Raw genomic sequence first — 21,396 nt, forward strand, 5'->3', positions numbered from 1 at the left:
CTGAAACTGCATTAAGGATAGACACTGCCTTTTTTAATCAAGTAAATCATCCGTGAGTCGCTGCAGCACATCCAGATATTCCTCATTGCCAGGCTCCAGTTCGGTTAATGTATTAAAAATTTCGGCAGCATCTTCCCTTTTTCCTTCCTCTGCTAAAAAATATCCGTAATCTGAAAGAAAATCCGGCTGCTGTTTAAAGAAAGTATATGCAAGCTGATATTTGTTTAATGCCTCTGAATATTTCTCTATATGCTGAAAGGCAACGGCTGAATCCCATATAAGCTGGGGCTCTTCCAGCTCGTTCAGCATTTCAGTGATTTCGATTACATCTTCATATCTTTCCTGCTGGAGGAGAAGTTTATTTAAAAGAATGGCTGCCTGGACATATTCGGGATCCAGTGCAAGAGCCTGCCTGAACATATCTTCTGATTCTTTTTCATTGCCATTTTTCAAGGCAAGCTTCCCGCCATAGAAGAATAATTCTTTGTTAAATTCGTCCTGTTTTATGCCTTCCTTGACTGCTTCCAGGCCGTTGCCTGCTTCTTCCTCCCGCTCGTATGCCTGAGCAAGGTATAAATACAGTGAATGATACTCGGGATCCAGCTCCTTCAGTTCAGTCAATTTTTCAATGGCTGTACGGTTAAAGCCGGCTTGAAGCGCTGTAAAAGCATAACTGAAAAGGGTATTAATCTCCAGTTTGTCATCAAGCGCTTTTTCGTAGTATGGAAGGGCTTCTTCAAAAGCTCCGCCTGCACTGAGAATATCCGCCAATCTCTGATTTACATTTATGCCTGCAATGATTTCCTCTTTCCTGAGAACATTTTCATAAATCCGCTTTGCTTCCAGGAACCGTCCCTGCTCTGCATAAAGTTCACCCAGGGCAAAATCTACAATTATCTCATCAGGCAATATTTCTTTTGCTTTCAGGAGCTTTTGTTCGCTGACCTCAAATAGACCATCCATCTGATAAAGGTCTGCTAATAAGAGAAGCGACTGCGGAAAGCTCGGATCATGTTCATTTATTCTTTCAAGGACAAGGATGGCTTCCTCTTCATTTCCAAGATCAATATGTGTTTCAGCCAGCAGAACGAGCAGTTCTCCTTCTTCAGGATATGCTTCCAGAAGCCGTTCATATAAGGCCTTTGATTCCTCAAGGAACCCGTACTGGAACAGTTCTTCTGCCAGCAGGAACCTTTCTTCATGGGAACCATCCAGCAGTATTTGCTGATAGTTCTCCAACGCTTCTTCATGATGACCGTTTTCTAAAAGAGTAATGATTTTATTTACTTTATCCATACTAAATTCCTTTCGAATGCTAATCGGCTATTTTAAAATAAGCTGGTGTGCTGATTTTAACATGCTCTCCGAAACCTGAACGAAAAATCACTTCTTGTCCGGCTCTAATCACTTTTCCCTTCAGTACAGTGACAGCAAGTTTATCTCTATGATAATGAAACAGCTGTGATTCTTCAACGGTAAGACCTTCTTCAGGTTTTTTAAATAAATTATAACTGACTTCCCCGCCCTGAAGAATATTCCCTTTTAAAGGGTAAATCCCGGCTTTGGACAGAACTGACCTGGATAAAGGCTCGTGTTCCATCAGCTCATTCGGCACCGAAGGTATTTTCTCTTCCTGCATCAGTTTTGCCCATACTGTATTTATTCTGCTTTTCTCCTTTTCATTCCTGCCTGCAAAGATGGGTGCAAGCGGACAATTATAAGGAAACATTGCTTCACGAAGCCATCCCCATGGAACTTGTTCAAGCTCCTGTGCATCCTGTATTTCAACAAAAACAACAGGAACTTTTTCTCTCTTGGATTTCCTCATAAAAGAAGGGGTGAGGAGACGGACAGGAATTTTCACACCAATAATATAATCAATCGGGCTGCTTAATAATCTTGCCTTAAAGCTTTTAAGATCACTCTTCAAAGAATATTCATGCTTTACAGGCACGGCTGTCAGGAAGGCTGTACATCCTTTTAATATGAACTCCCGGATATAATACTCTTTGAGTTCTGAAAAAGGCATTTCCAGCGGGATAGATGTGTCCAGAACCACATATCCTGCAGACATAATAAATGCACCCGCATCCATTCTTGTAAACTGAAACCTTTTCATTTCAGCCTGCATCAGTGAAATCTCATTATTTCTTATCAGCATTGATGTTTTTAACAGCTTGTCTCCCTTTAGCAGATTTGCATTCTCAATAATATATGTCATAAAACCACCCTCTTAAACGGTCTTATGACAAGCTATGAAATTTTCAGATAAATATGACTGCTTTAACAGAAAAAAAGAGCTGCAGGAATACAGCCCTTTCTTTTTTCAATGAAGGTATTTCAATCTGAAATAAGGCTATCTAAATGATCAAAAAACGACGGATAGGATACAGAGATCGCTTCTTCCTGCTGAAGGTGAACTTCGCCTTTTGAAATAGCAGCAGCTATTGCCAGCATCATGCCGATGCGATGGTCTCCATGACTTGAGACAGTTCCACCTGAAAGAGATGATTTCCCCCTGATAACCATCCCATCTTCTGTAGCAGTAATCACGGCTCCAAGCTTTGAAAGTTCATTGACAACCGTATCAATGCGATTCGTTTCCTTCACCTTAAGTTCCTCTGCATCCTTAATTACTGTTTCTCCCTCTGCTTGTGTTGCGAGCAGGGCAATAATTGGAATTTCATCGATAAGCCGGGGAATGAGCGCCCCTTCGATAACTGTTCCTTTAAGTTTAGAAGTCCTGATGGTAATATCCCCTGCAGGCTCAGCTGATCCATTTTCATACGGCTCAATACTGAAATCTGCACCCATCTGCTGCAGCACTTCAAGGATGCCGGTTCTTGTAGGATTCAGTCCAACGTTTTTCAAAGTAATTTCACTATTAGGCACAATGGCTCCTGCAGCCAGAAAGAAGGCAGCAGAGGAGATGTCACCGGGAACATGAATTTCTGTCCCTGTCAGTGTTTGGCCTCCCTTAATCCGAATGGTTTGCCCATCTGCTGCAACTTCCCCGCCAAATTGTGTGATCATTCTTTCAGTATGATCACGTGTCTTCACAGGTTCAATAATGACTGTTTCGCCGCTTGCCTGCAGGCCGGCAAAGAGCAGTGCTGATTTAACCTGTGCACTCGCGACAGGAAGCTCATATGTTACTCCACACAAGGGGCCGCCAATGACTGATAAGGGGGTGAATTCTCCATTCTTCCTGCCATGAATCTTTGCACCAAATAAACTTAGTGGCGCGGTCACTCTTGTCATCGGCCTTTTTGCGATGGATTCATCTCCTACAAGGACTGAATGGAACGGACGGCCAGCCAGAATCCCCATCATAAGACGTATCGTCGTACCTGAATTCCCAACATCCAGAATATCAGCCGGTTCCTGTAATCCATCCATTCCCCGCCCCATAATGATAACTTTATTGCCTTCCTGCTCAATAGTTACTCCGAGCTTGCGGAAGCAGGCTATCGTACTAAGGCAGTCCTCTCCGGGCAGAAAATTAGTTACAGCAGTCTTCCCCTTTGCAATAGACCCAAACATGACAGAACGATGTGATATGGATTTATCACCGGGTATCGCTATTTCTCCGCTTAAACCTTTGACATTTGACTTCAATTTTGCCAGTTTCATCTATCATCACCCTTTGCTGGATTAATAAATTCGCTCTATAGACCGATGGTTGTTTCATAGCTTGTATACTGTTCCAGGCAATTGATTGCCCGATCCCTGTCCTCTTCCGTTTGAAAGCTTATAACCAGAACTCCATAAATTTCTTCTCTTGTCTCCAGGATTCGAATATTCGTTATGCTGATTTCTTCCTTTGCCAAATATCCAGTGATTTCTGAAATGACACCAGGGTAGTCCGGTACATCCACGAACAGATCATAAAATGCCGGAATTGCCCCTTTTTCTTTTTGCGGCAGTTCATCCCTGAACATTTTTGCATGGGAAAAATATTCAAATATACCCTCGCTGTTTTCCTGTCTGAGGATTGATTTTACTAACTCCATTTCTCCCTGCCAATCCTCCATTAACTTAAGCAGCACTTCTTTATTCTGAAGAAGAATATCCCTCCACATAGCGGGGCTGCTGGAGGCAATCCTGGTAATATCCCTAAAGCCTCCAGCTGCCAGTCTTGGAATCAGCTTGTGCGAACGGCTTGTTTTTTCTGCCTGATGGACAAGGGAAGCAGCTATCATATGCGGAAAATGGCTGACGATCCCGGTTATATAATCATGTTCATCGGGAGCTATGGTAAGAAATTTCGCTTTTGTTCCTGATAGCCATTCTTTTAACCTTTCAACTTCTGCCGGAGCAATATGCTCTTCAGGAGTGAGCAGATAAAAGGCATTCTCAAAAAGCAAATCTTTTGCTGCAGTGACACCGCTCTTATGGGAGCCAGCCATTGGATGCCCTCCGATAAAAGTAATTCCTTTTTCCTTTAGCACCTTTGCGCAGCTGACAATTTCTTTTTTCGTGCTGCCTGCATCCGAAATGATGACGCTGTTTTTCAATTCACACTCTTTTAAAATATGTATAATTTTTTGAGTCTCCTGTACAGGTGCAGCTATTAAAATCAAATCTGCGTCCCTTGCCCCATCTTTAATAGTAGCAGAAATTTCGTCTGCGACCCCAAGCATTTGGGCAAGGCGCCCCTGCTCTTTATTTACATCAAAGCCGATGATCATGCTTTCGCTATGTTTTCTTTTTATTGATAGGGCCAAAGAACCTCCGATCAAACCAAGGCCAATAATAAAGATCTTCCCTCTCATCCTCTCACCGCCTTTATTAAAAATAATTCAGAGGCATACTTATGCCTCTGAATGGATATCAAAAAAGTATTTAATCCTGTTAACCCCAAAAACTTCCTACAATGCTGCAGCCTGCTTTGCAAGATATTGACCCATTGCGGCAAGTACACCATCATTCTGTTCCTTAGAACCTACCGTTACACGGACATAGCCCTGGAAGCCAAGTGCCTTGCCGGACCGGACGATATACCCTTTTTCAAGTAAAAATTGAAACACCTCATCTGAATCGGCATTAAAATTGATTAATATGAAATTTCCTTGTGAAGGGTAATAACCCAGTCCATGCTCTTCACAGAAAGCATAGAATTGTTCGAGCCCTTCGCGATTTTTCCGTCTGCACTCTTCAATGAAATTCTGATCTCCTATGGCTGCAGCAGCGGCAGCCTGAGCAAACTTATTTACATTAAATGGCTCTCTTACCGGTTCGAGGGCTTTGATTGTTTGAGGATTTGCAATTCCATAGCCTACTCGAAGGCTTGCTAAGCCATAAATTTTCGAGAATGTACGCAGGACAATCAAATTTTCGTAATTCCTGATTAAATCCAATGTATTGCAGTAATCCTCTGCTGTAACATATTCATAATAAGCTTCATCAAGGACAACCAATACATCTTGAGGCACCTTTTTCAGGAATGAAAGCAATGCAGACTCATTAATATAGTTCCCTGTCGGATTGTTTGGACTGCACACCCAAACTACAGCTGTTTTTTCATCAATGGCAGCCAGCATTCCATCAAGATCATGCTCTCCTTCAACCAGTGGAATTTCCCTGATTTCCGCACCTTCTACCACAGCATTATGCCTATATTGCGGAAATGTAGGCGCCGCCATAACAGTATTGGTTTCCGGACTTAATAAAGCTCTGGAAATCATTTGAATAATTTCATCCGAGCCATTGCCAAAAATCAGCTGATCTTCCTGTATGCTTAAGTGCCCAGCCAAAACCGACCTCAGCTCAGAAGCATAACCATCGGGATACAGGGCAAAAAATGATGGCGACTGATTCATCGTAAAAAGAACTTTTTCAGAGCATCCAAAAGGATTCTCATTTGAAGCAAGCTTAACTATTTGATTCAGTCCATATTCCTTTTTTACTTGATCAATTGATTTTCCCGGCTGGTAAGGAGTTAAATTCAACAGCTGTTCCTTCCATTTCATTCAAATCCACCTCTTTTTTTATCACTTTCACTAATTATCGTATTAAAGCGTTGTTGATCTGCTCCTATATTATCACAAAACTCTCCATTAAGGAGAGTTCGTGGTATTTAGATCTGGCCGAAGCTTGATGGCTCCACGCAAATAAATATGGCGGATATTCTGCTGAGGTGCGTCTGTATTCACATGCATCATTACCCGGATACAATTAGGGAGTGACCCTTCAACAGGTATTTCGCTCATGCACATAACAGGAACATATTTCCATCCCTCAATTGAACGCATTGCCTTTGCAGGAAAGGCTGCTGTTAATTCTTCCGTAACGGATATAAAGACAGAAGCTACATCCTCAGATACAATATTATTCTCCTGAATCATTTGCCTGATCACCAGCTCAGTCGCTTCTAATATCTCAGCTTCACAATTCTTATCTACGGTGACGGCTCCCCTCACCCCTCGAATCACTTGCAGCACCTCCCATAGCTGTTTTGTCAGCCTTTTTATCGCAGTCTAACGGGCAGTAAGACCCCCACTTCAATACTCAGAGGAATCAAAGGAGGATAAGCGGGGATCAAACTGCCCGTAAAGGCCCGAAAAGAAGAACAAAGACTAAGAACGCCACATCCTGTGGCAACGTCTTTGTGACCCACTTTCCGTGGGCCTCAACTAACAATCAGTGGGGGATAAGGAACCCCCCCACTGATTGAAGTTTCACTTTATCTCTTAGTCATAGTCAAGCCTATTTATTTTGTAAAAAGAGCAAGCTCCCGCAAAATCATGTCATCAGAAACCTGATATATGACAGGCTTACCCACTTCCTCTAAAAGAACAAAGCGAACATTCTGGCCTTCTGATTTTTTATCCTGCTTCATCCGCTCAAGCAGTTTTGAATGTGATAAATCTTCAGGGAGATCTGTTTTGTAGCCAAGCTGATCAAGCCAGAGCTTGAACTCGTTAACATCAAAGCTAACATCCAGCAGTGTTTTACTTAATTGAAGTGCGAATAACATTCCGACTGCAACAGATTCGCCATGTGTCCATTCTCCATAGCCTTTCTCCGCTTCAATTGCATGGCCCAGGGTATGGCCGAAATTCAGAAATGCCCGAACGCCGGCTTCCTTTTCATCCTCTGCAACGATCCTGCCTTTGATCTCTATTCCCTTTGTAAGCATCCTGCTTAATACATCAGAGGGGAGGTTCTCAAGGGTAAGGATGTTGTTTTTAAGGTTCAGGTAAAAGTTCATATCATCTATCAGGCTATGCTTTATGACTTCTGCAAACCCTGAGCGCAGCTCTTTTTGAGGCAGTGAGTCAAGAAACGCCAGGTCATAAAATACTGCCTGGGGCTGGTAAAAAGACCCTACCATATTTTTTCCTGAAGGATGGTTGATGGCAACTTTTCCTCCCACAGCGCTATCATGTGCCAGGATGGTAGTTGGAATCTGAATGAAGGGTACTCCCCTCATAAATGTGGCTGCCACAAAACCTGCCAAATCTCCGACAGCTCCCCCGCCAAACGCCAGGATCAGAGATTTTCGGTCAAGTTTATGTTCCAGAGCAAATGATAAGCACTGGTAGTATACTTCAAAGGTTTTGGCTTTCTCGCCTCTTGGCACTGTACAGACTTTTGGCTCCATCCCCTTAAGTGCCGCTTCCAGCTCTGGCAGATGTAAGTCCCTAACTGTTTCATCCGTAATGATCATTACATTCGTCAAGGCTGGAAAAGTATCTTTAATATATGATCCCAATCCTTCAATTGCTCCGGTCCCTATATAAACCGGATAGGCCCTGTCGGGTGTTTTGATTAAAATCCTTTTCATTAAAACTCCCTCGCAAATTGCCTTTGCTGTTCAACCGATGCTTTTAATGTCTCAAACCGGTCAGAATAGAACTGGTCTACAATGGCAGAAGCCAGTTCCCAGGCAATTACATTTTCTGCAACGACTGCAGCTGCCGGCACTGCACAGCTGTCAGAACGCTCTATGCTTGCTGAGAAAGGTTCCTTTGTTTCAATATCGACACTTTGCAGCGGTTTATAGAGAGTCGGTATTGGCTTCATTACTCCTCTGATGACGATTGGCATTCCCGTTGACATGCCCCCTTCTAAGCCGCCAAGACGGTTCGTTTTCCGATAATAGCCCTTATCCGGGTCCCATGCGATTTCATCATGAACTTCACTTCCAGGCTTCCTTGCAGCCTCGAAACCTATGCCAAACTCCACACCTTTAAAAGCATTAATGCTCACCATTGCACCTGCAAGCTTCGAATCAAGCTTTCGGTCATAGTGTACATAACTTCCAACTCCCGGCGGCATTCCTTCAACAATAACCTCCACTACTCCGCCAATGGAATCGCCATTTTCCTTAGCGGAATCAATCGCAGCCATCATTTTTTGGGCGGCAGCCTGATCCTGACAGCGAACAGGCGATTCTTCTGTAATTTCCTTTAACTCCTTAAGTGAAGAATAATCTCTTTGGCCTGAAACAACACCGCCAATTTCAATAACATGTGCTGCAACCTCAATTCCTAGCTGAGAAAGCAGTTTTTTTGCAGCTGCACCGGCAGCCACTCTTACTGTGGTTTCTCTGGCTGAAGAACGCTCCAAAACATTTCTCATATCCCTGTGTCCATATTTTAGGGCTCCATTTAAATCAGCATGGCCTGGGCGAGGACGGGAAATTTTTCTTTTCACTTCTGCCTCATCCTCAGCATTAAGAGGATCCTGGCCCATAATTTTTGTCCAGTGCTTCCAATCATTATTCTCTACAACGAGCGCTACCGGGGATCCCAGTGTGTATCCATGCCTGATCCCCGCTGTTATTTGAACAGTATCTTTTTCAATTTGCATCCTTCTGCCTCTGCCATAACCTTTCTGGCGTCTGGCAAGCTCTTCGTTTATATCTGAATCTACGAGCGGCATTCCTGCTGGCAGCCCTTCTATTATAGTGGTCAGCTGCGGTCCGTGAGATTCACCAGATGTAAGATATCTCAAAACTCTTTCCCCCTTCAACTCATTAAAGGATTATGTATCAATATAACATAATGATAAATATAAGAATAGATAAAATTGAAAATTCCTATAATATTTTATTTCTTCTTATGAATGGAGCCATTTTAACACGAATAGTTATTTACTACCAAACAAAAAAAGAAAAGAAAAAGAGGACGATTAAAAAATCATCCTCCATGCGTTATTATTCTTTTCTATAAAAGAAAGTTTCAGCAGATGCCAGTTGATAGCGGCCTGAGTTAAATATCTGTTCAGTGCTCCCAACAAAGAATATCCCATCTTTTCTTAATGCACCGCTGAATTTATGATAAAGCTGATCCTTTGCTTCCTCTGTAAAATATATGAGAACGTTCCTGCATACGATGAGATCATACGGACCGCCAAAATCATCTGAAAGGAGATTTTGCTTTTTAAAGGTTACTGTCCTTTTTATATCCTCGGATATTTTATAGAAACTTCCTTCGCGCTTAAAAAACTTTTGTTTCATCATTTCAGGAACTTCATTTAGCGAACGCTCAGGGTAAATACCCATCCGTGCCCTTGCCAGGGCATTTTCATCAATATCAGTTGCAGTTATCTTGATTTGGGACATCGGCAGCATTTTTGATAAAATCATGGCAATTGTATAAGGTTCTTCACCAGTGGAACAGGCTGCGCTCCAGATTTTCAGATTCCTATTTTGATCTAATAGTCCAGGCAGAATATTTTTTTCGAGCACCTCCCACCTTTGTGCATTTCGGTAAAATTCGGAAACATTTATTGTCATCCTGTCCAAAAAGTCATTCAGCAGTTCTCTATTCTTGACTATCGCGCTAAAAAAACTTCCAAATGATTGAAAGCCTTTTTTCTCATAAAGGGATATGAGCCTTCTCTTCATTTGAGCCTCTTTGTACAGAGAAAGATCAATTCCTGTTTTTCTTTTTATATTTTGAATAAATTCCTGATAATCGTCTGCCATTCTATTTCCCCTCTGATATTACCGGTGAGCTTTTTTCTTTTATCGTTTATACCCATCCAGTTGAAATAATGAATTCGGTTACAAAAAAAGCACTTGTCATGGACAAGTACTTTTTGAAAATATTAGTTAATCCAGTCATTCATTAATTTTTTGTATTCCACTTTTTCTTCTTCTTTGAAGAAAAGGCCAATTTCACGTTCTGCACTTACAGGTGAATCGGATCCATGGATTACATTTTTTCCAACTGTAATGCCGAGATCTCCTCGGATTGTTCCTGGAGCAGCATCTTTAGGATTTGTTGAACCCATCATCTGACGAGCTGTTGCGATAACATTTTCACCTTCCCACACCATTGCGAAAACTGGTCCGGATGTAATAAAGTCAACAAGCTCTCCAAAGAATGGACGCTCTTTATGCTCTCCATAATGCTCTTCCGCAAGTTCCTGGCTAATGCTCATTAGCTTGCCGCCTACTAGCTGAAAGCCTTTCTTTTCGAAACGGGAAACGATTTCCCCGATTAAATTGCGCTGTACACCGTCTGGTTTAACCATTAAAAAAGTTCTTTCCATTGAATTCCACTCCTAAAACTTATGTATAGTTATAATGTTAATCCACGAAAATATTAACATTGTTTTGAAAATTTAGCAACAAAAATTTGAAAGCGCTTTTAATTTTAACTTCCCAAAAACAGAAATTGCCGGCACCCGGTAGAGTGCTGGCAATTGGTACAGTAAATTAGAATTTTCTTTTGCCTATAAATTTTGCGATATCCCGCAAAGCTTTCTTGGACCTGGAATGAGGCAGCTCTTCGAGTACCCCTAAAGCTTTCTGCAGATATTTATCACTAATTTGAAGGGACTTTTCAATTGCACCGGAGTCTTTGACCAAGGCAATTATGTTCTCTATGTCATACCTTTCAGTTCCTTCATGGACTATCCTGATTTGTTCGGAGATTCTATGATCCTCCATTGCAAATAAAGCAGGAAGCGTAATGTTTCCCTGATGGAGATCTCCTCCTGCCGGCTTGCCAAGTTCTTTTTCTGTACCGACAAAATCCAGGACATCGTCAATGATCTGATAGGACATACCCACAAAATAGCCGAATTTAAAAAGCTTTTTATGTATATCTTCCTCTACATTAGCTGCAATTCCGCCAAGCTGACAGCTCACAGCAATCAGCATGGCTGTTTTCCTTTTAATTCTCCGGAAATATGTCCTGATATTCTGGTCATAATTATACTTATCTTTAATTTGCTCTATTTCACCTATACACAGCTCCACAAGTGTATGAGAGAGAATTTTATGAGCATGCGGATTTTCCACATTTGTTATTAATTCCAGCGCACGCGCAAAAATATAATCACCAGTATACATGGCAATTTTATTATCCCATTTTGCTTTGATGGTAGGCTGTCCCCTGCGCAGTTCTGCATCATCAATAACATCATCATGGACAAGCGACGCCATATGGATAAGCTCCAGTGATACAGCTACGTTTTTAATTTTATCAATATCGTATTCTCCGAACTTCGCAGCCAGCAAAACGAAAACTGGGCGGATTCTTTTCCCCCCGGCCTGCAGCAGATGCAGGGAAGCCTGATGCAATAGGGGAGACTCAGCTTTAATCGTCTCCTCCAGCTCGTTTTCTATAACATTTAAATCTGAATTTAAAAATGAATACATCATTTTCAATTTCATCGCTTACTCACCCAGCTTATCGATCCCGTCTGATCTATTCTCTATCTTCCATGAGAAACATACAGAACAAGTTATTATTTTTATTTCGTTCCAATGTGTACGGCAGCCACTCCGCCGCTATAAGGCTTGAATGTAACGTTTTTAAAGCCTGCTTCCTCGAACATTCCTGCAAGCTCTTTCATCCCGGGAAAGTCTCTCGCAGATTCCTGCAGCCAGGAATATTCATTAAAACTTTTGGCAAAAAGCTTTCCGAACATAGGCATAATAAAGCGGAAGTAGAAATAATATGCCTGCTTGTATCCGAACATTGTTGGCTGAGAAGTCTCCAGACAAACTGCTAAACCCCCTGGCTTTACAACACGGTGCATTTCTTTTAACACCTGCAGGTAATCCGGAACGTTGCGCAGACCAAAACCGATTGTAACATAATCGAAGGAATTGTCAGCGAATGGAAGCTCCATTGCATTACCATGGACAAGCTCAACTTGCTTCAGTTTCCGCTCCTTGATTTTTTCCTCACCGATTTTCAGCATATTTTTGCTGAAATCCAAGCCTACCACTTTACCGCTTTCACCTACGGCTTCAGCGAGCGCAATGGACCAATCGGCTGTACCGCAGCATACATCAAGCGCTTTTGTACCTTTTTGAACATTCATCTTTTTCATTGTATCTTTACGCCATCTTAAATGCTGCTGAAAGCTGATAACCGAATTCATTTTATCGTAGTTGCCATAAATCTTTTCAAATACGCTATGAACACGTTCTTCTTTTGATTGCTGCATATTTTATCCTTCTTCCACAAATGTTTTAGCCACAGACTGATTATTGTTGAAAATGCAGTGAATACGCTGCTCTAATAATTCATTTGCCATAGGAAATTTAAGCAGTGATTGATCGACAATATTCCTTGAAAAATCAATATACCTGTCGCAAATGAGAATTAAATATTTCCGCTGCTCAGCAGACATCTCTTTCACTTTTGGGAAAGTCAGCTTTTTAAGCGCTTCAAAAACAACTGAGGTGCCTTCCTTCATGAACTGCTGCTTCTCCATAATCAGGCGCTTAATGAATAAAAGATTGGATATTACGTCTTTCCATGCTGTTTTGCTGAATGCGTCAGCCAGCTTTTCAAAAAGTGACGCCTCAACCTTCCTGACTGAACTCATCAGAGTGTCGACCGCTTCAGGAGATTTCTGATATAGAGAAATTTTATGCTCATTTACATCTTTGATCCCATCTGCGAAGACCCTGATCATTTTGATATCATCAAGAGCTGCGAGAATCTTGTAATATAATCCGCTGTAATAAACACCCGCAAGGACAGTAAGCTGTCTATGTTTAAGACCTTTGTCTTCAGATTCATCGTTCTTAACAAGTTCGTGGGTATCAAGGGCGATTTGGATAAGCATTGCAGTTACTGCATATTTTTCTGCTATTGATTCAGGTATCTCCACATCATCGAGTAATGAGATAAAAAGCAGAAGCTTGTCTTCATCAATAACAGGTGAATCAATATACCTGAGCAGATAAGGGTGGTTAACTTTTTTTTCAATCTGTTCTTTCACATCTGCTAATTTAATCTTCACATCATGCATGCCATCACCCTTGTTTCCCCTTAATTTTCTTTTCCCAACCGCTATTTCTCCATGTGAATACTGCGACAAAGAGAACGGATACAAAACGCCTTACACATTATTATCTATTTTTAGCCAATTCATTGTTTCCTATTAAATATAAAAAGGGCAAAAAAAACCTTTTACCCGGTATCTTGTATTCAAGAGAATTAATCAAGCAGAGACAATTATATCATAAATGACAGGAACATGTCAGGACATTATCTTATGAAAATATTCTGCCCTTTTAATTCCAGGGGAAACCTATTTCTTAGCCTCACTTTCGAGTTCTCCATAGCTGGTCATGATCCTGGCATTCCCCCTGATCTTAATCGCAGAAGTATGCTCAGTAAATTGCGCAATCATGACTTCTCCCTGGTCAAGTTTTTCTGAATGGTGGAATCTTGTATCAGATCCTCTTGTTAACCCTATAACATTAACACCGTCTTCTTTTGCTTTAATCACAATATAATCGTTTCCTGATGGATTTTTCTTTTCCATTCATACCATCCTTTGCGAAATGTTGGTGATTGATAATTATTTACAAAAAAAGGCTAAAAGTTTTATCTTTCAGCCTTTGACCTGTTTATTGCCTAAACTCATTCATAAACAGAGTCCATATTATTGTTTTATCAGTGAAAGGACTTCTGCACGTGCTCTTGCATCCTCTGCAAATACGCCTCTTACTGCTGATGTCACCGTTTTTGAACCAGGCTTTTTAACTCCGCGCATTGTCATGCACATATGCTCTGCTTCCACAACAACCATCACACCATGCGGCTCAAGCTTTTCCAGGATCGAATTTGCTACAGTAGATGTAATGCGTTCCTGAAGCTGAGGACGCTTCGCAACTGCCTCTACAGCTCTGGCGAGTTTGCTTAAACCTGTTACTCTGCCATTCCGCGGGATGTAAGCTACATGCGCAACACCAAAGAAAGGCACAAGATGATGTTCACACATAGAATAGAACGGAATATCTTTAACCAAAACAAGTTCCTCATGGTCTTCGCCAAATACTGTTTCAAAGTATTCTTTAGGATCCTGGTTCAGTCCCATAAAAACTTCTTCATACATTTTAGCGACCCGCTTTGGTGTATCAAGAAGTCCTTCCCGATTTGGATCTTCACCGATTGCTTCCAATATTAAACGCACCGCATCTTCGATCTGGGCACGATTTACCTCTGCCATAATTATGCCTCCTATGTATTAACACTGTGGTAATAATATGTTCATATTAGCATAACCCCCTCATTCAGGCAAAACTGAAACTTCTTTCTATGAGTTCAAATAAAATATCTGGAACAGAGTGAATCCTCTGCTTTTTAAGAGCCAGTAACGCAAAAAAGAAAAAACCGCGAATATATCGCGGTTTTTAGCTCAAGCATAAGCTTTAAGCACTTGTATGTAGATTATTTAACTGCATCTTTAAGCGCTTTGCCTGGTTTGAAAGCAGGAACTTTGCTTGCAGCGATTTCGATTTCTTCGCCAGTTTGCGGGTTGCGTCCTTTGCGGGCAGCACGTTCGCGAACTTCAAAGTTTCCGAAACCGATTAGTTGTACCTTATCACCATTTTTCAAAGCATCAAGGATTGTATCGAAAACAGCATCAACTGCTTTAGTCGCGTCTTTTTTAGAAAGTTCGCCAGCCTCAGCAACTGCGTTAATTAGTTCTGTTTTGTTCATGCCTTTCACCTCCTCCCAAATATGGATAAAACCCAGTAAAATAAGATTCCTTACATACATTTGTAAACAAAATTACTGAATTCTATACGTTATGGCGTGTTTTTGTTTAACAAGCCTTATATTAAATGATAAATTGAAATTTTTCAATCAAAAAATCATTATAAACCCTTTTAAAATAAGGGTTTGGCCGCCATAACGGTAATTCTGTTAAAAGATTATCACAATCAAATGCTGTTATCAAGAATATTTCATGATTTAATGGGAATCTTTTCTTATCTGCAACATATTTGTAATACGCTGACCTCGTTTAATTACCCTTAGCATGCGGGTTGAAACATATTTTTTCAATTTTCAAGGTTTGCCATTTCCTATAAGGAGGTCTGGGTTCTGACTTTGAACATTGGATTTTAGCTTTTTGTGTCCGAAGTTGGCCCAGGTTCTGACTCTGGGCACTGGATTTTCTCCTCCCGTGTCCGAAGTTGCCACAGGTTCTGACTCTGAGCACTGGATTTTCTCCTCCTCTGTCCGAAGTTGCCACAGGTTCTGACTCTGAGCACTGGATTTTCTCCTCCTCTGTCCGAAGTTGCCACGGGTTCTGACTTTGGGCACTGGATTTTCTCCTTCTGTGTCCGAAGTTGCCACGGGTTCTGACTCTGGGCACTGGATTTTCTCCTTCTGTGTCCGAAGTTGCCACGGGTTCTGACTCTGGGCACTGGATTTTCTCCTTCTGTGTCCGAAGTTGACACAGGTTCTGACTCTGGGCACTGGATTTTCTCCTCCTGTGTCCGAAGTTAGCCCGGTTCCGGCTCATTTCGCCGGCAAAAAAAAAAGACTCCAAAAGGAGCCTTCATTAAAGGATTATCGCAATTAATCCGCCAGAGCCTTCGTTGATGATTCTTTCTAAAGTCTCTTTGAGCTTATATCTTGCATTTTCAGGCATTAGTGACAATTTTGCCTGGATTCCTTCTCTTACGATGGAGCTGAGGCTGCGTCCAAAGATGTCGGAGTTCCAGATTGAAAGCGGATCATCTTCAAAGTCCTGCATCAGGTACCGGACGAGTTCTTCGCTTTGCTTTTCTGTTCCGATGATAGGAGAGAACTCAGATTCCACATCTACTTTAATCATATGAATGGATGGAGCAACAGCCTTAAGCCTTACACCAAAGCGTGATCCATGGCGTGTAATTTCCGGTTCATCGAGGCTCATATCAGCCAGTGAAGGGGCTGCAATGCCGTAGCCGGTTTGCTTCACCATTCTCAGCGCATCGGAAATTTGGTCATACTCTGCTTTAGCATGGGCAAATTCCTGCATCAGCTCGAGCAAGTGGTCTTTTCCGCGGATTTCAACGCCCACTATCTCTTTAAGAACCTCATCGTAAAGATCGTCCGGCGCATATAAGTCAATTTCGGCTACTCCCTGCCCCATCTCAATTCCTGCAAGGCCTGCCCGGTCAATGAATTCAAAGTCGCTGAACTGATGGACCACACGGTCAACATCTCTTAGCCTCTTAATATCCTTAACCGTTTCTTTAACTGCTTCCTGATAGCTTTCACGAAGCCAGTGATCTTCATGCAGCACCATAACCCAGCTTGGAAGATTTACATTCACTTCCAATACCGGGAACTCATAAAGAGCTTCACGCATAACATTTAATACATCTGATTCTCTCATGCCCTCTACGCTCATAGCCAGGACAGGGATATCATATTTTTCAGCAAGATCATTTCTGAGGGCATCCGTATTTGGGTGGTGAGGCTGGACGCTGTTTATGATCATGATAAACGGCTTGCCAACTTCCTTTAACTCCTCAATAACTCTTTCTTCAGCCTCAATATAGTTTGCACGCGGTATTTCCCCAATTGTTCCGTCTGTTGTAATCACCACTCCGATTGTGGAATGCTCCTGAATCACCTTTCTTGTTCCTATTTCAGCAGCTTCGTGAAAAGGAATCGGCTCTTCATACCATGGTGTATTGATCATTCTCGGGCCGTTTTCGTCTTCATAGCCCTTCGCCCCCGGTACTGTATATCCCACACAATCCACAAGCCTGATATTTACATTCAGCCCTTCTGCTACATGAACTGTAGCAGCCTGGTTAGGAACAAATTTCGGTTCTGTGGTCATAATTGTTTTGCCGGCAGCACTTTGCGGAAGCTCATCCTGTGTGCGGGCACGTTCTGCTTCGTTCTCCATATTTGGCAGTACAACCAATTCCATGAACTTTTTTATAAATGTAGATTTGCCGGTGCGAACTGCGCCAACTACTCCGAAATATATATCGCCGCCAGTTCTTTCGGCAATATCTTTAAAAATATCAACCTTTTCCAAGTGATCCCCTCCTGAAATCTTGAGTTAATGGGATAATATTATCCTATCTATTATGTTTGGACATTATATGTGTATGATGTTGTCCTACATTGTTATGACAGTTTTTTTCTTTTTTACCCCCCTATCAGGAAAGTGCACTGCACCTGTCAATCGAGCTGGAAATCTCCAATCCTATGACAGTCTGGAATGGACAGCAGGCCATTCCAAATTTCCTTTTTATTTTCAAACTCCCCTGCTCCTTTATTTCTTTGCCTTTATGCTTTTAGTCATTAGTTGAAGAGTGGTTATAAAAATAAATAAAAAAATAACCCTTCTCCTACAATATATTTTGCAGGAGAAGGGTTATGACTATTTCACCAAAAAGATTGGATCATTTGTGCCGGGCTCAATTGTATAAGGCAGTGAATAGGCGGGAACAAAATCAGAATCCTCCACAAGAAGATTTCTAATATCCTTTCCAGGTTCAGGTTTATTCTTCTTATTCTCCAATGCCTTATACAAATCAACCCGATAATCTACATATACCTCAGCATTGCCGGTTACGACATATGGAAGGCTCTGGCCGCTATAAGGACTGAGGGCTTTTGGCTCTTCCTTAAATCCTAATTTGTTAAAATCCATTGTATAAACATTTTCAGCAATTTGCTCTTTATATGGCGGGAATCCATGTGCCTTAACCCTCAGGTTAATATCCCGGATTGTTTCAGCAATTCTCAAATCAAAAATTTTCACTTTTGGATCTGTTTCTGCGTCAACAATCACATATTGAAAAACTCCGCCGGATTCAAAGGCATTTCCAGGCGGTTCTGCCATGTATTCAGGAGCAATTTTTTTGAAGTCAATTGGATACTTTTGATAGATAGGGGTTGTCTGGCCCTTGGTTTTAATTGGAAGGAGACCTCCATTCGCTTCCCTATATTGATCCACTGCAGACTGTACTGACTGAATCTGATCCTTATAGGCTATCTGGTTTTGAGATAATTTCTCTTCAGGGTACATACAGCCTGTCAGAATCAAAGCAAAGCTTAGTAAAAGCAAAAACATGTTAAAAGCTTTTTTCATGTAATCAACCCTTTATGTAAAAGTGCTAGCTGCTTGTCGGACCGCTGAACACGACAATCACTATAATAATTCCGCTTATTATCATTAAAAAGTAGGCAACGATAGCTGTTATAAACTTAAAAACTCCAGCTTTCAGCTTGTATCGGCTAAGATAAATCAATATTATAGATAAAAACATGAATCCCATAGAAGCAAGGGAAATCCACATTTTCATTAAAGCCGGCGACATACAAATCAACTCCCTTTTCCGAAATGTATTATACCATATTAAATGGATAAATCTAAAAACTTTTCATCACGAAAAAAATGAAGACAAAAAAAACTGAGGCAAAGAAGGGGCAATTCTTTACCTCAGCCATTTGACTAAATAACCCAGCACCCTGTTCATTACACTAGTTTGCTTCGTTGCATTGTATGCAGGAACCTGCTGTCTCGCATCATCTAATGCCTATATTTTTAAATTTATATAGATATTAGATTTTTTTATTCCCGCTTTGATCTTCCAAAACGTTCGCAAGATCTTCCATCTCATGTGTTTTCCCTCTTGCCATCAGAAGATCAACAGCATCCTTCGCATTAACATTATTAAAAAGGACATCATACAGAACAGTGGTAATAGGCATTTTGACGTCATATTTTTGAGCAAGCTGATGCGCCGCTTTTGTTGTTCTGACACCCTCTACGACCATGCCCATATTATCCAGAACTTCCTGCAGATTATGTCCCTTTCCAAGAAGGTTACCTGCTCTCCAATTGCGTGAATGGACGGAAGTACATGTAACGATCAAATCCCCGATACCCGCTAATCCGGAGAAAGTAAGCGGACTTGCCCCCATCTTCATCCCGAGACGGGCAATTTCAGCAAGACCTCTCGTTATCAGAGCTGCCTTTGCATTGTCTCCATAACCTAAGCCATCTGTAATTCCGGCAGCAAGGGCAATGATATTTTTCAAAGCACCGCCAATTTCCACTCCAATGATATCAGGGTTGGTATATACTCTGAAGTTGTTATTGATAAACAAATCCTGAATTTTTTCGGCAGCGTCCATATTTTTTGATGATACCGTAACAGTTGTCGGATGTCTGAGACTAACTTCTTCTGCATGGCTTGGGCCTGATAGCACAACTACACTGTCCAGAAGGTCTCCGTGCATTTCCTCTTCAATCATTTCAGATATCCTGAGAAGTGAATCAGGTTCAATTCCTTTACTTACATGTACAATGGTTAGGGGCTCTCTTCTAATTCCCTTGATCTTCCCCACTACTTCACGAATGGCCTTTGTCGGAACTGCCAAAATCAGCGTGTCTGTTCCGGTTAAAGCCTCTTCAAGTGATGTATATCCTTTTATTTCTGCAGGCAGCTGTATCCCTGATAAATATTTTTGATTAGTATGGTGCTTATTAATTTCCTCTATCTGAACAGGATTATGGCCCCACAGTCTGACATCATGCCCATTATCTGCAAGCACCATCGCCAGGGCAGTACCCCAGCTGCCGGCACCAGCTACAGCAACGCTTTCTTTTTTTCGCTCCATTTGATCACTGCCTTTTAATGTATTTGATGCATCAAAAATTCATCCGATTCTGCAGCCAGACACATTATAAAGCTATCCGACCGGAGTCATCGCATTATTTTCTTTCCCTTGCAAAAATCTTAATAGGTGTGCCTTCAAAACCAAAAGCGTCCCTGATTCGGTTTTCCAGGAACCGTTCATATGAAAAATGAAGAAGTTCAGGATCATTGACAAACACAACAAATGTCGGCGGCTTCACAGCAACCTGTGTGGTGTAATAAATTCTGAGGCGTCTTCCTTTATCTGTTGGCGTAGGATTCATTGCAACAGCATCCATGACAACATCATTCAAGACGCTTGTTTCAACACGCAAAGAATGATTTTCACTGGCTGTGTTAATCATTGGAATAAGTGTATGAATACGCTTTTTAGTTTTGGCAGAAAGGAAAACAACAGGTGCATAATCCAGGAATTGAAAATGCTCACGGATATTTTGTTCAAATGCCTTCATTGTTTTCTCATCTTTTTCAACAGCATCCCACTTATTGACAACGATAACAACAGCTCTGCCTGCTTCATGAGCATAACCGGCTATGCGCTTGTCCTGTTCAATGATTCCTTCTTCCCCATCAATGACCACCAGGACAACATCGGAACGTTCAATTGCCCTCAAAGCTCTTAGTACACTATATTTTTCTGTTGTTTCATATACTTTCCCTTTTTTTCGCATACCCGCAGTATCAATGATGACATATTCCTGTCCATCCACTTTTACCTTCGAGTCGATTGCATCTCTTGTGGTGCCTGCAATATTGCTGACAATGACCCGTTCTTCGCCAAGCATTGCATTTACAAGGGAGGATTTCCCGACATTCGGGCGGCCAATTAATGAAAACTTAATGACATCTTCTCCATATTCACTTTGGCCATGTTTTGGGAAATGCTTAGCAGCTTCATCAAGCAAGTCTCCAAGACCAAGACCATGGGAACCTGAAATCGGAAACGGCTCACCAAAGCCAAGTGCATAAAAGTCATAAATCAAATCCCGCATCTCAGGGTTATCGATTTTATTCACACCCAGAACTACAGGCTTTTTGGCTTTATATAAAATTTTCGCAACTTCCTCATCTGCGCTTGTGACACCCTCTCTTCCGTTCACAAGAAAGACAATGACATCTGCTTCATCTATCGCAATTTCTGCCTGAAGACGAATTTGCTCTAAAAATGGCTCGTCCCCAATATCAATTCCGCCTGTATCAATAATATTAAAATCATGAGTCAGCCATTCTGCAGAACTATAAATTCTGTCCCTGGTCACTCCCGGAATATCTTCGACAATTGATATCCGTTCTCCTACAATTCTGTTAAATATCGTTGATTTTCCAACGTTAGGACGCCCGACAATAGCCAAAACTGGTTTTGCCATGAACATCACCCTTTCGATTCTTTATTCTTAAATTGTTAAACTTTGCGTCTATGATCCATAAATGACTTTTACTTAAAGTAAGCATACAGATGGCTGTCCACAATAACACTACATTGATGTTAAAACCATCCAAAA

General features: G+C 41.4%; 21 protein-coding genes. All 21 read right to left on the bottom strand.

The annotated features are described in order from the left end of the window. Positions 1-33: 33 nt before the first annotated feature. The gene (locus tag NAF01_RS17520; protein WP_227888264.1) at positions 34-1,296 is read right to left on the bottom strand and encodes a tetratricopeptide repeat protein; all 1,263 of its coding nucleotides are present in this window, start codon (positions 1,294-1,296) and stop codon (positions 34-36) included. A 19-nt stretch (positions 1,297-1,315) separates the two neighbouring features. Further along, on the bottom strand, positions 1,316-2,221 hold the full coding sequence (locus NAF01_RS17525) for a hypothetical protein (RefSeq protein WP_048008179.1): 906 nt from the start codon (positions 2,219-2,221) through the stop codon (positions 1,316-1,318). A 119-nt stretch (positions 2,222-2,340) separates the two neighbouring features. After that, positions 2,341-3,633, bottom strand: a complete 1,293-nt coding sequence (aroA, locus tag NAF01_RS17530) for a 3-phosphoshikimate 1-carboxyvinyltransferase (RefSeq protein ID WP_163141851.1) — start codon at positions 3,631-3,633, stop codon at positions 2,341-2,343. A gap of 35 nt (positions 3,634-3,668) precedes the next feature. Beyond that, entirely contained in the window at positions 3,669-4,775 is a 1,107-nt protein-coding gene (locus tag NAF01_RS17535; RefSeq protein WP_163141848.1) for a prephenate dehydrogenase, read from the bottom strand. A gap of 96 nt (positions 4,776-4,871) precedes the next feature. After that, a complete protein-coding gene (gene hisC / locus NAF01_RS17540) occupies positions 4,872-5,972 on the bottom strand; it encodes a histidinol-phosphate transaminase (RefSeq protein ID WP_048008176.1) in 1,101 nt (366 codons plus the stop codon). An 87-nt stretch (positions 5,973-6,059) separates the two neighbouring features. Beyond that, a complete protein-coding gene (gene aroH, locus NAF01_RS17545; RefSeq protein ID WP_048008175.1) occupies positions 6,060-6,434 on the bottom strand; it encodes a chorismate mutase in 375 nt (124 codons plus the stop codon). 278 nt (positions 6,435-6,712) lie between these two features. Continuing rightward, on the bottom strand, positions 6,713-7,789 hold the full coding sequence (gene aroB / locus NAF01_RS17550) for a 3-dehydroquinate synthase (RefSeq protein ID WP_048008174.1): 1,077 nt from the start codon (positions 7,787-7,789) through the stop codon (positions 6,713-6,715). Next, positions 7,789-8,961, bottom strand: a complete 1,173-nt coding sequence (gene aroC / locus NAF01_RS17555) for a chorismate synthase (protein ID WP_048008173.1) — start codon at positions 8,959-8,961, stop codon at positions 7,789-7,791. The genes aroB and aroC overlap by 1 nt, the downstream gene beginning before the upstream one ends. A 202-nt stretch (positions 8,962-9,163) precedes the next feature. Continuing rightward, on the bottom strand, positions 9,164-9,937 hold the full coding sequence (locus NAF01_RS17560; protein WP_163141845.1) for a CheR family methyltransferase: 774 nt from the start codon (positions 9,935-9,937) through the stop codon (positions 9,164-9,166). 122 nt (positions 9,938-10,059) lie between these two features. Beyond that, positions 10,060-10,506, bottom strand: coding sequence for a nucleoside-diphosphate kinase (gene ndk / locus NAF01_RS17565; RefSeq protein WP_250800910.1), 447 nt, complete (start codon positions 10,504-10,506; stop codon positions 10,060-10,062). A 166-nt stretch (positions 10,507-10,672) separates the two neighbouring features. Beyond that, entirely contained in the window at positions 10,673-11,635 is a 963-nt protein-coding gene (gene hepT, locus NAF01_RS17570) for a heptaprenyl diphosphate synthase component II (protein ID WP_227888262.1), read from the bottom strand. 80 nt (positions 11,636-11,715) lie between these two features. Continuing rightward, the gene (gene menG / locus NAF01_RS17575; RefSeq protein WP_048008170.1) at positions 11,716-12,417 is read right to left on the bottom strand and encodes a demethylmenaquinone methyltransferase; all 702 of its coding nucleotides are present in this window, start codon (positions 12,415-12,417) and stop codon (positions 11,716-11,718) included. Between the two features lie 3 nt (positions 12,418-12,420). Next, positions 12,421-13,230 carry a heptaprenyl diphosphate synthase component 1 gene (locus tag NAF01_RS17580; protein ID WP_048008169.1) on the bottom strand — a complete coding sequence of 270 codons (810 nt, stop codon included), beginning with the start codon at positions 13,228-13,230 and terminating at the stop codon, positions 12,421-12,423. Between the two features lie 282 nt (positions 13,231-13,512). Next, positions 13,513-13,749, bottom strand: coding sequence for a trp RNA-binding attenuation protein MtrB (gene mtrB / locus NAF01_RS17585; RefSeq protein ID WP_048008168.1), 237 nt, complete (start codon positions 13,747-13,749; stop codon positions 13,513-13,515). 120 nt (positions 13,750-13,869) lie between these two features. After that, positions 13,870-14,436, bottom strand: coding sequence for a GTP cyclohydrolase I FolE (gene folE / locus NAF01_RS17590; RefSeq protein ID WP_035330138.1), 567 nt, complete (start codon positions 14,434-14,436; stop codon positions 13,870-13,872). A 221-nt stretch (positions 14,437-14,657) separates the two neighbouring features. Further along, positions 14,658-14,930, bottom strand: coding sequence for a non-specific DNA-binding protein Hbs (gene hbs / locus NAF01_RS17595; protein WP_009332755.1), 273 nt, complete (start codon positions 14,928-14,930; stop codon positions 14,658-14,660). Positions 14,931-15,780: 850 nt separating this feature from the next. Then, positions 15,781-17,259, bottom strand: coding sequence for a stage IV sporulation protein A (spoIVA, locus tag NAF01_RS17600; protein ID WP_048008166.1), 1,479 nt, complete (start codon positions 17,257-17,259; stop codon positions 15,781-15,783). Positions 17,260-17,607: 348 nt separating this feature from the next. Then, a complete protein-coding gene (locus NAF01_RS17605) occupies positions 17,608-18,321 on the bottom strand; it encodes a hypothetical protein (protein ID WP_048008165.1) in 714 nt (237 codons plus the stop codon). A 25-nt stretch (positions 18,322-18,346) separates the two neighbouring features. After that, positions 18,347-18,550, bottom strand: a complete 204-nt coding sequence (locus tag NAF01_RS17610; RefSeq protein ID WP_048008164.1) for a DUF2768 domain-containing protein — start codon at positions 18,548-18,550, stop codon at positions 18,347-18,349. Between the two features lie 244 nt (positions 18,551-18,794). Further along, complete coding sequence (locus NAF01_RS17615; protein ID WP_250800911.1) at positions 18,795-19,856, bottom strand: NAD(P)H-dependent glycerol-3-phosphate dehydrogenase; 1,062 nt, start codon at positions 19,854-19,856, stop codon at positions 18,795-18,797. 94 nt (positions 19,857-19,950) lie between these two features. Further along, the gene (gene der / locus NAF01_RS17620) at positions 19,951-21,261 is read right to left on the bottom strand and encodes a ribosome biogenesis GTPase Der (RefSeq protein ID WP_048008162.1); all 1,311 of its coding nucleotides are present in this window, start codon (positions 21,259-21,261) and stop codon (positions 19,951-19,953) included. Positions 21,262-21,396: the final 135 nt, after the last annotated feature.

This window comes from Cytobacillus firmus (assembly GCF_023657595.1).
Lineage (GTDB): Bacteria > Bacillota > Bacilli > Bacillales > Cytobacillaceae > Cytobacillus > Cytobacillus firmus_B.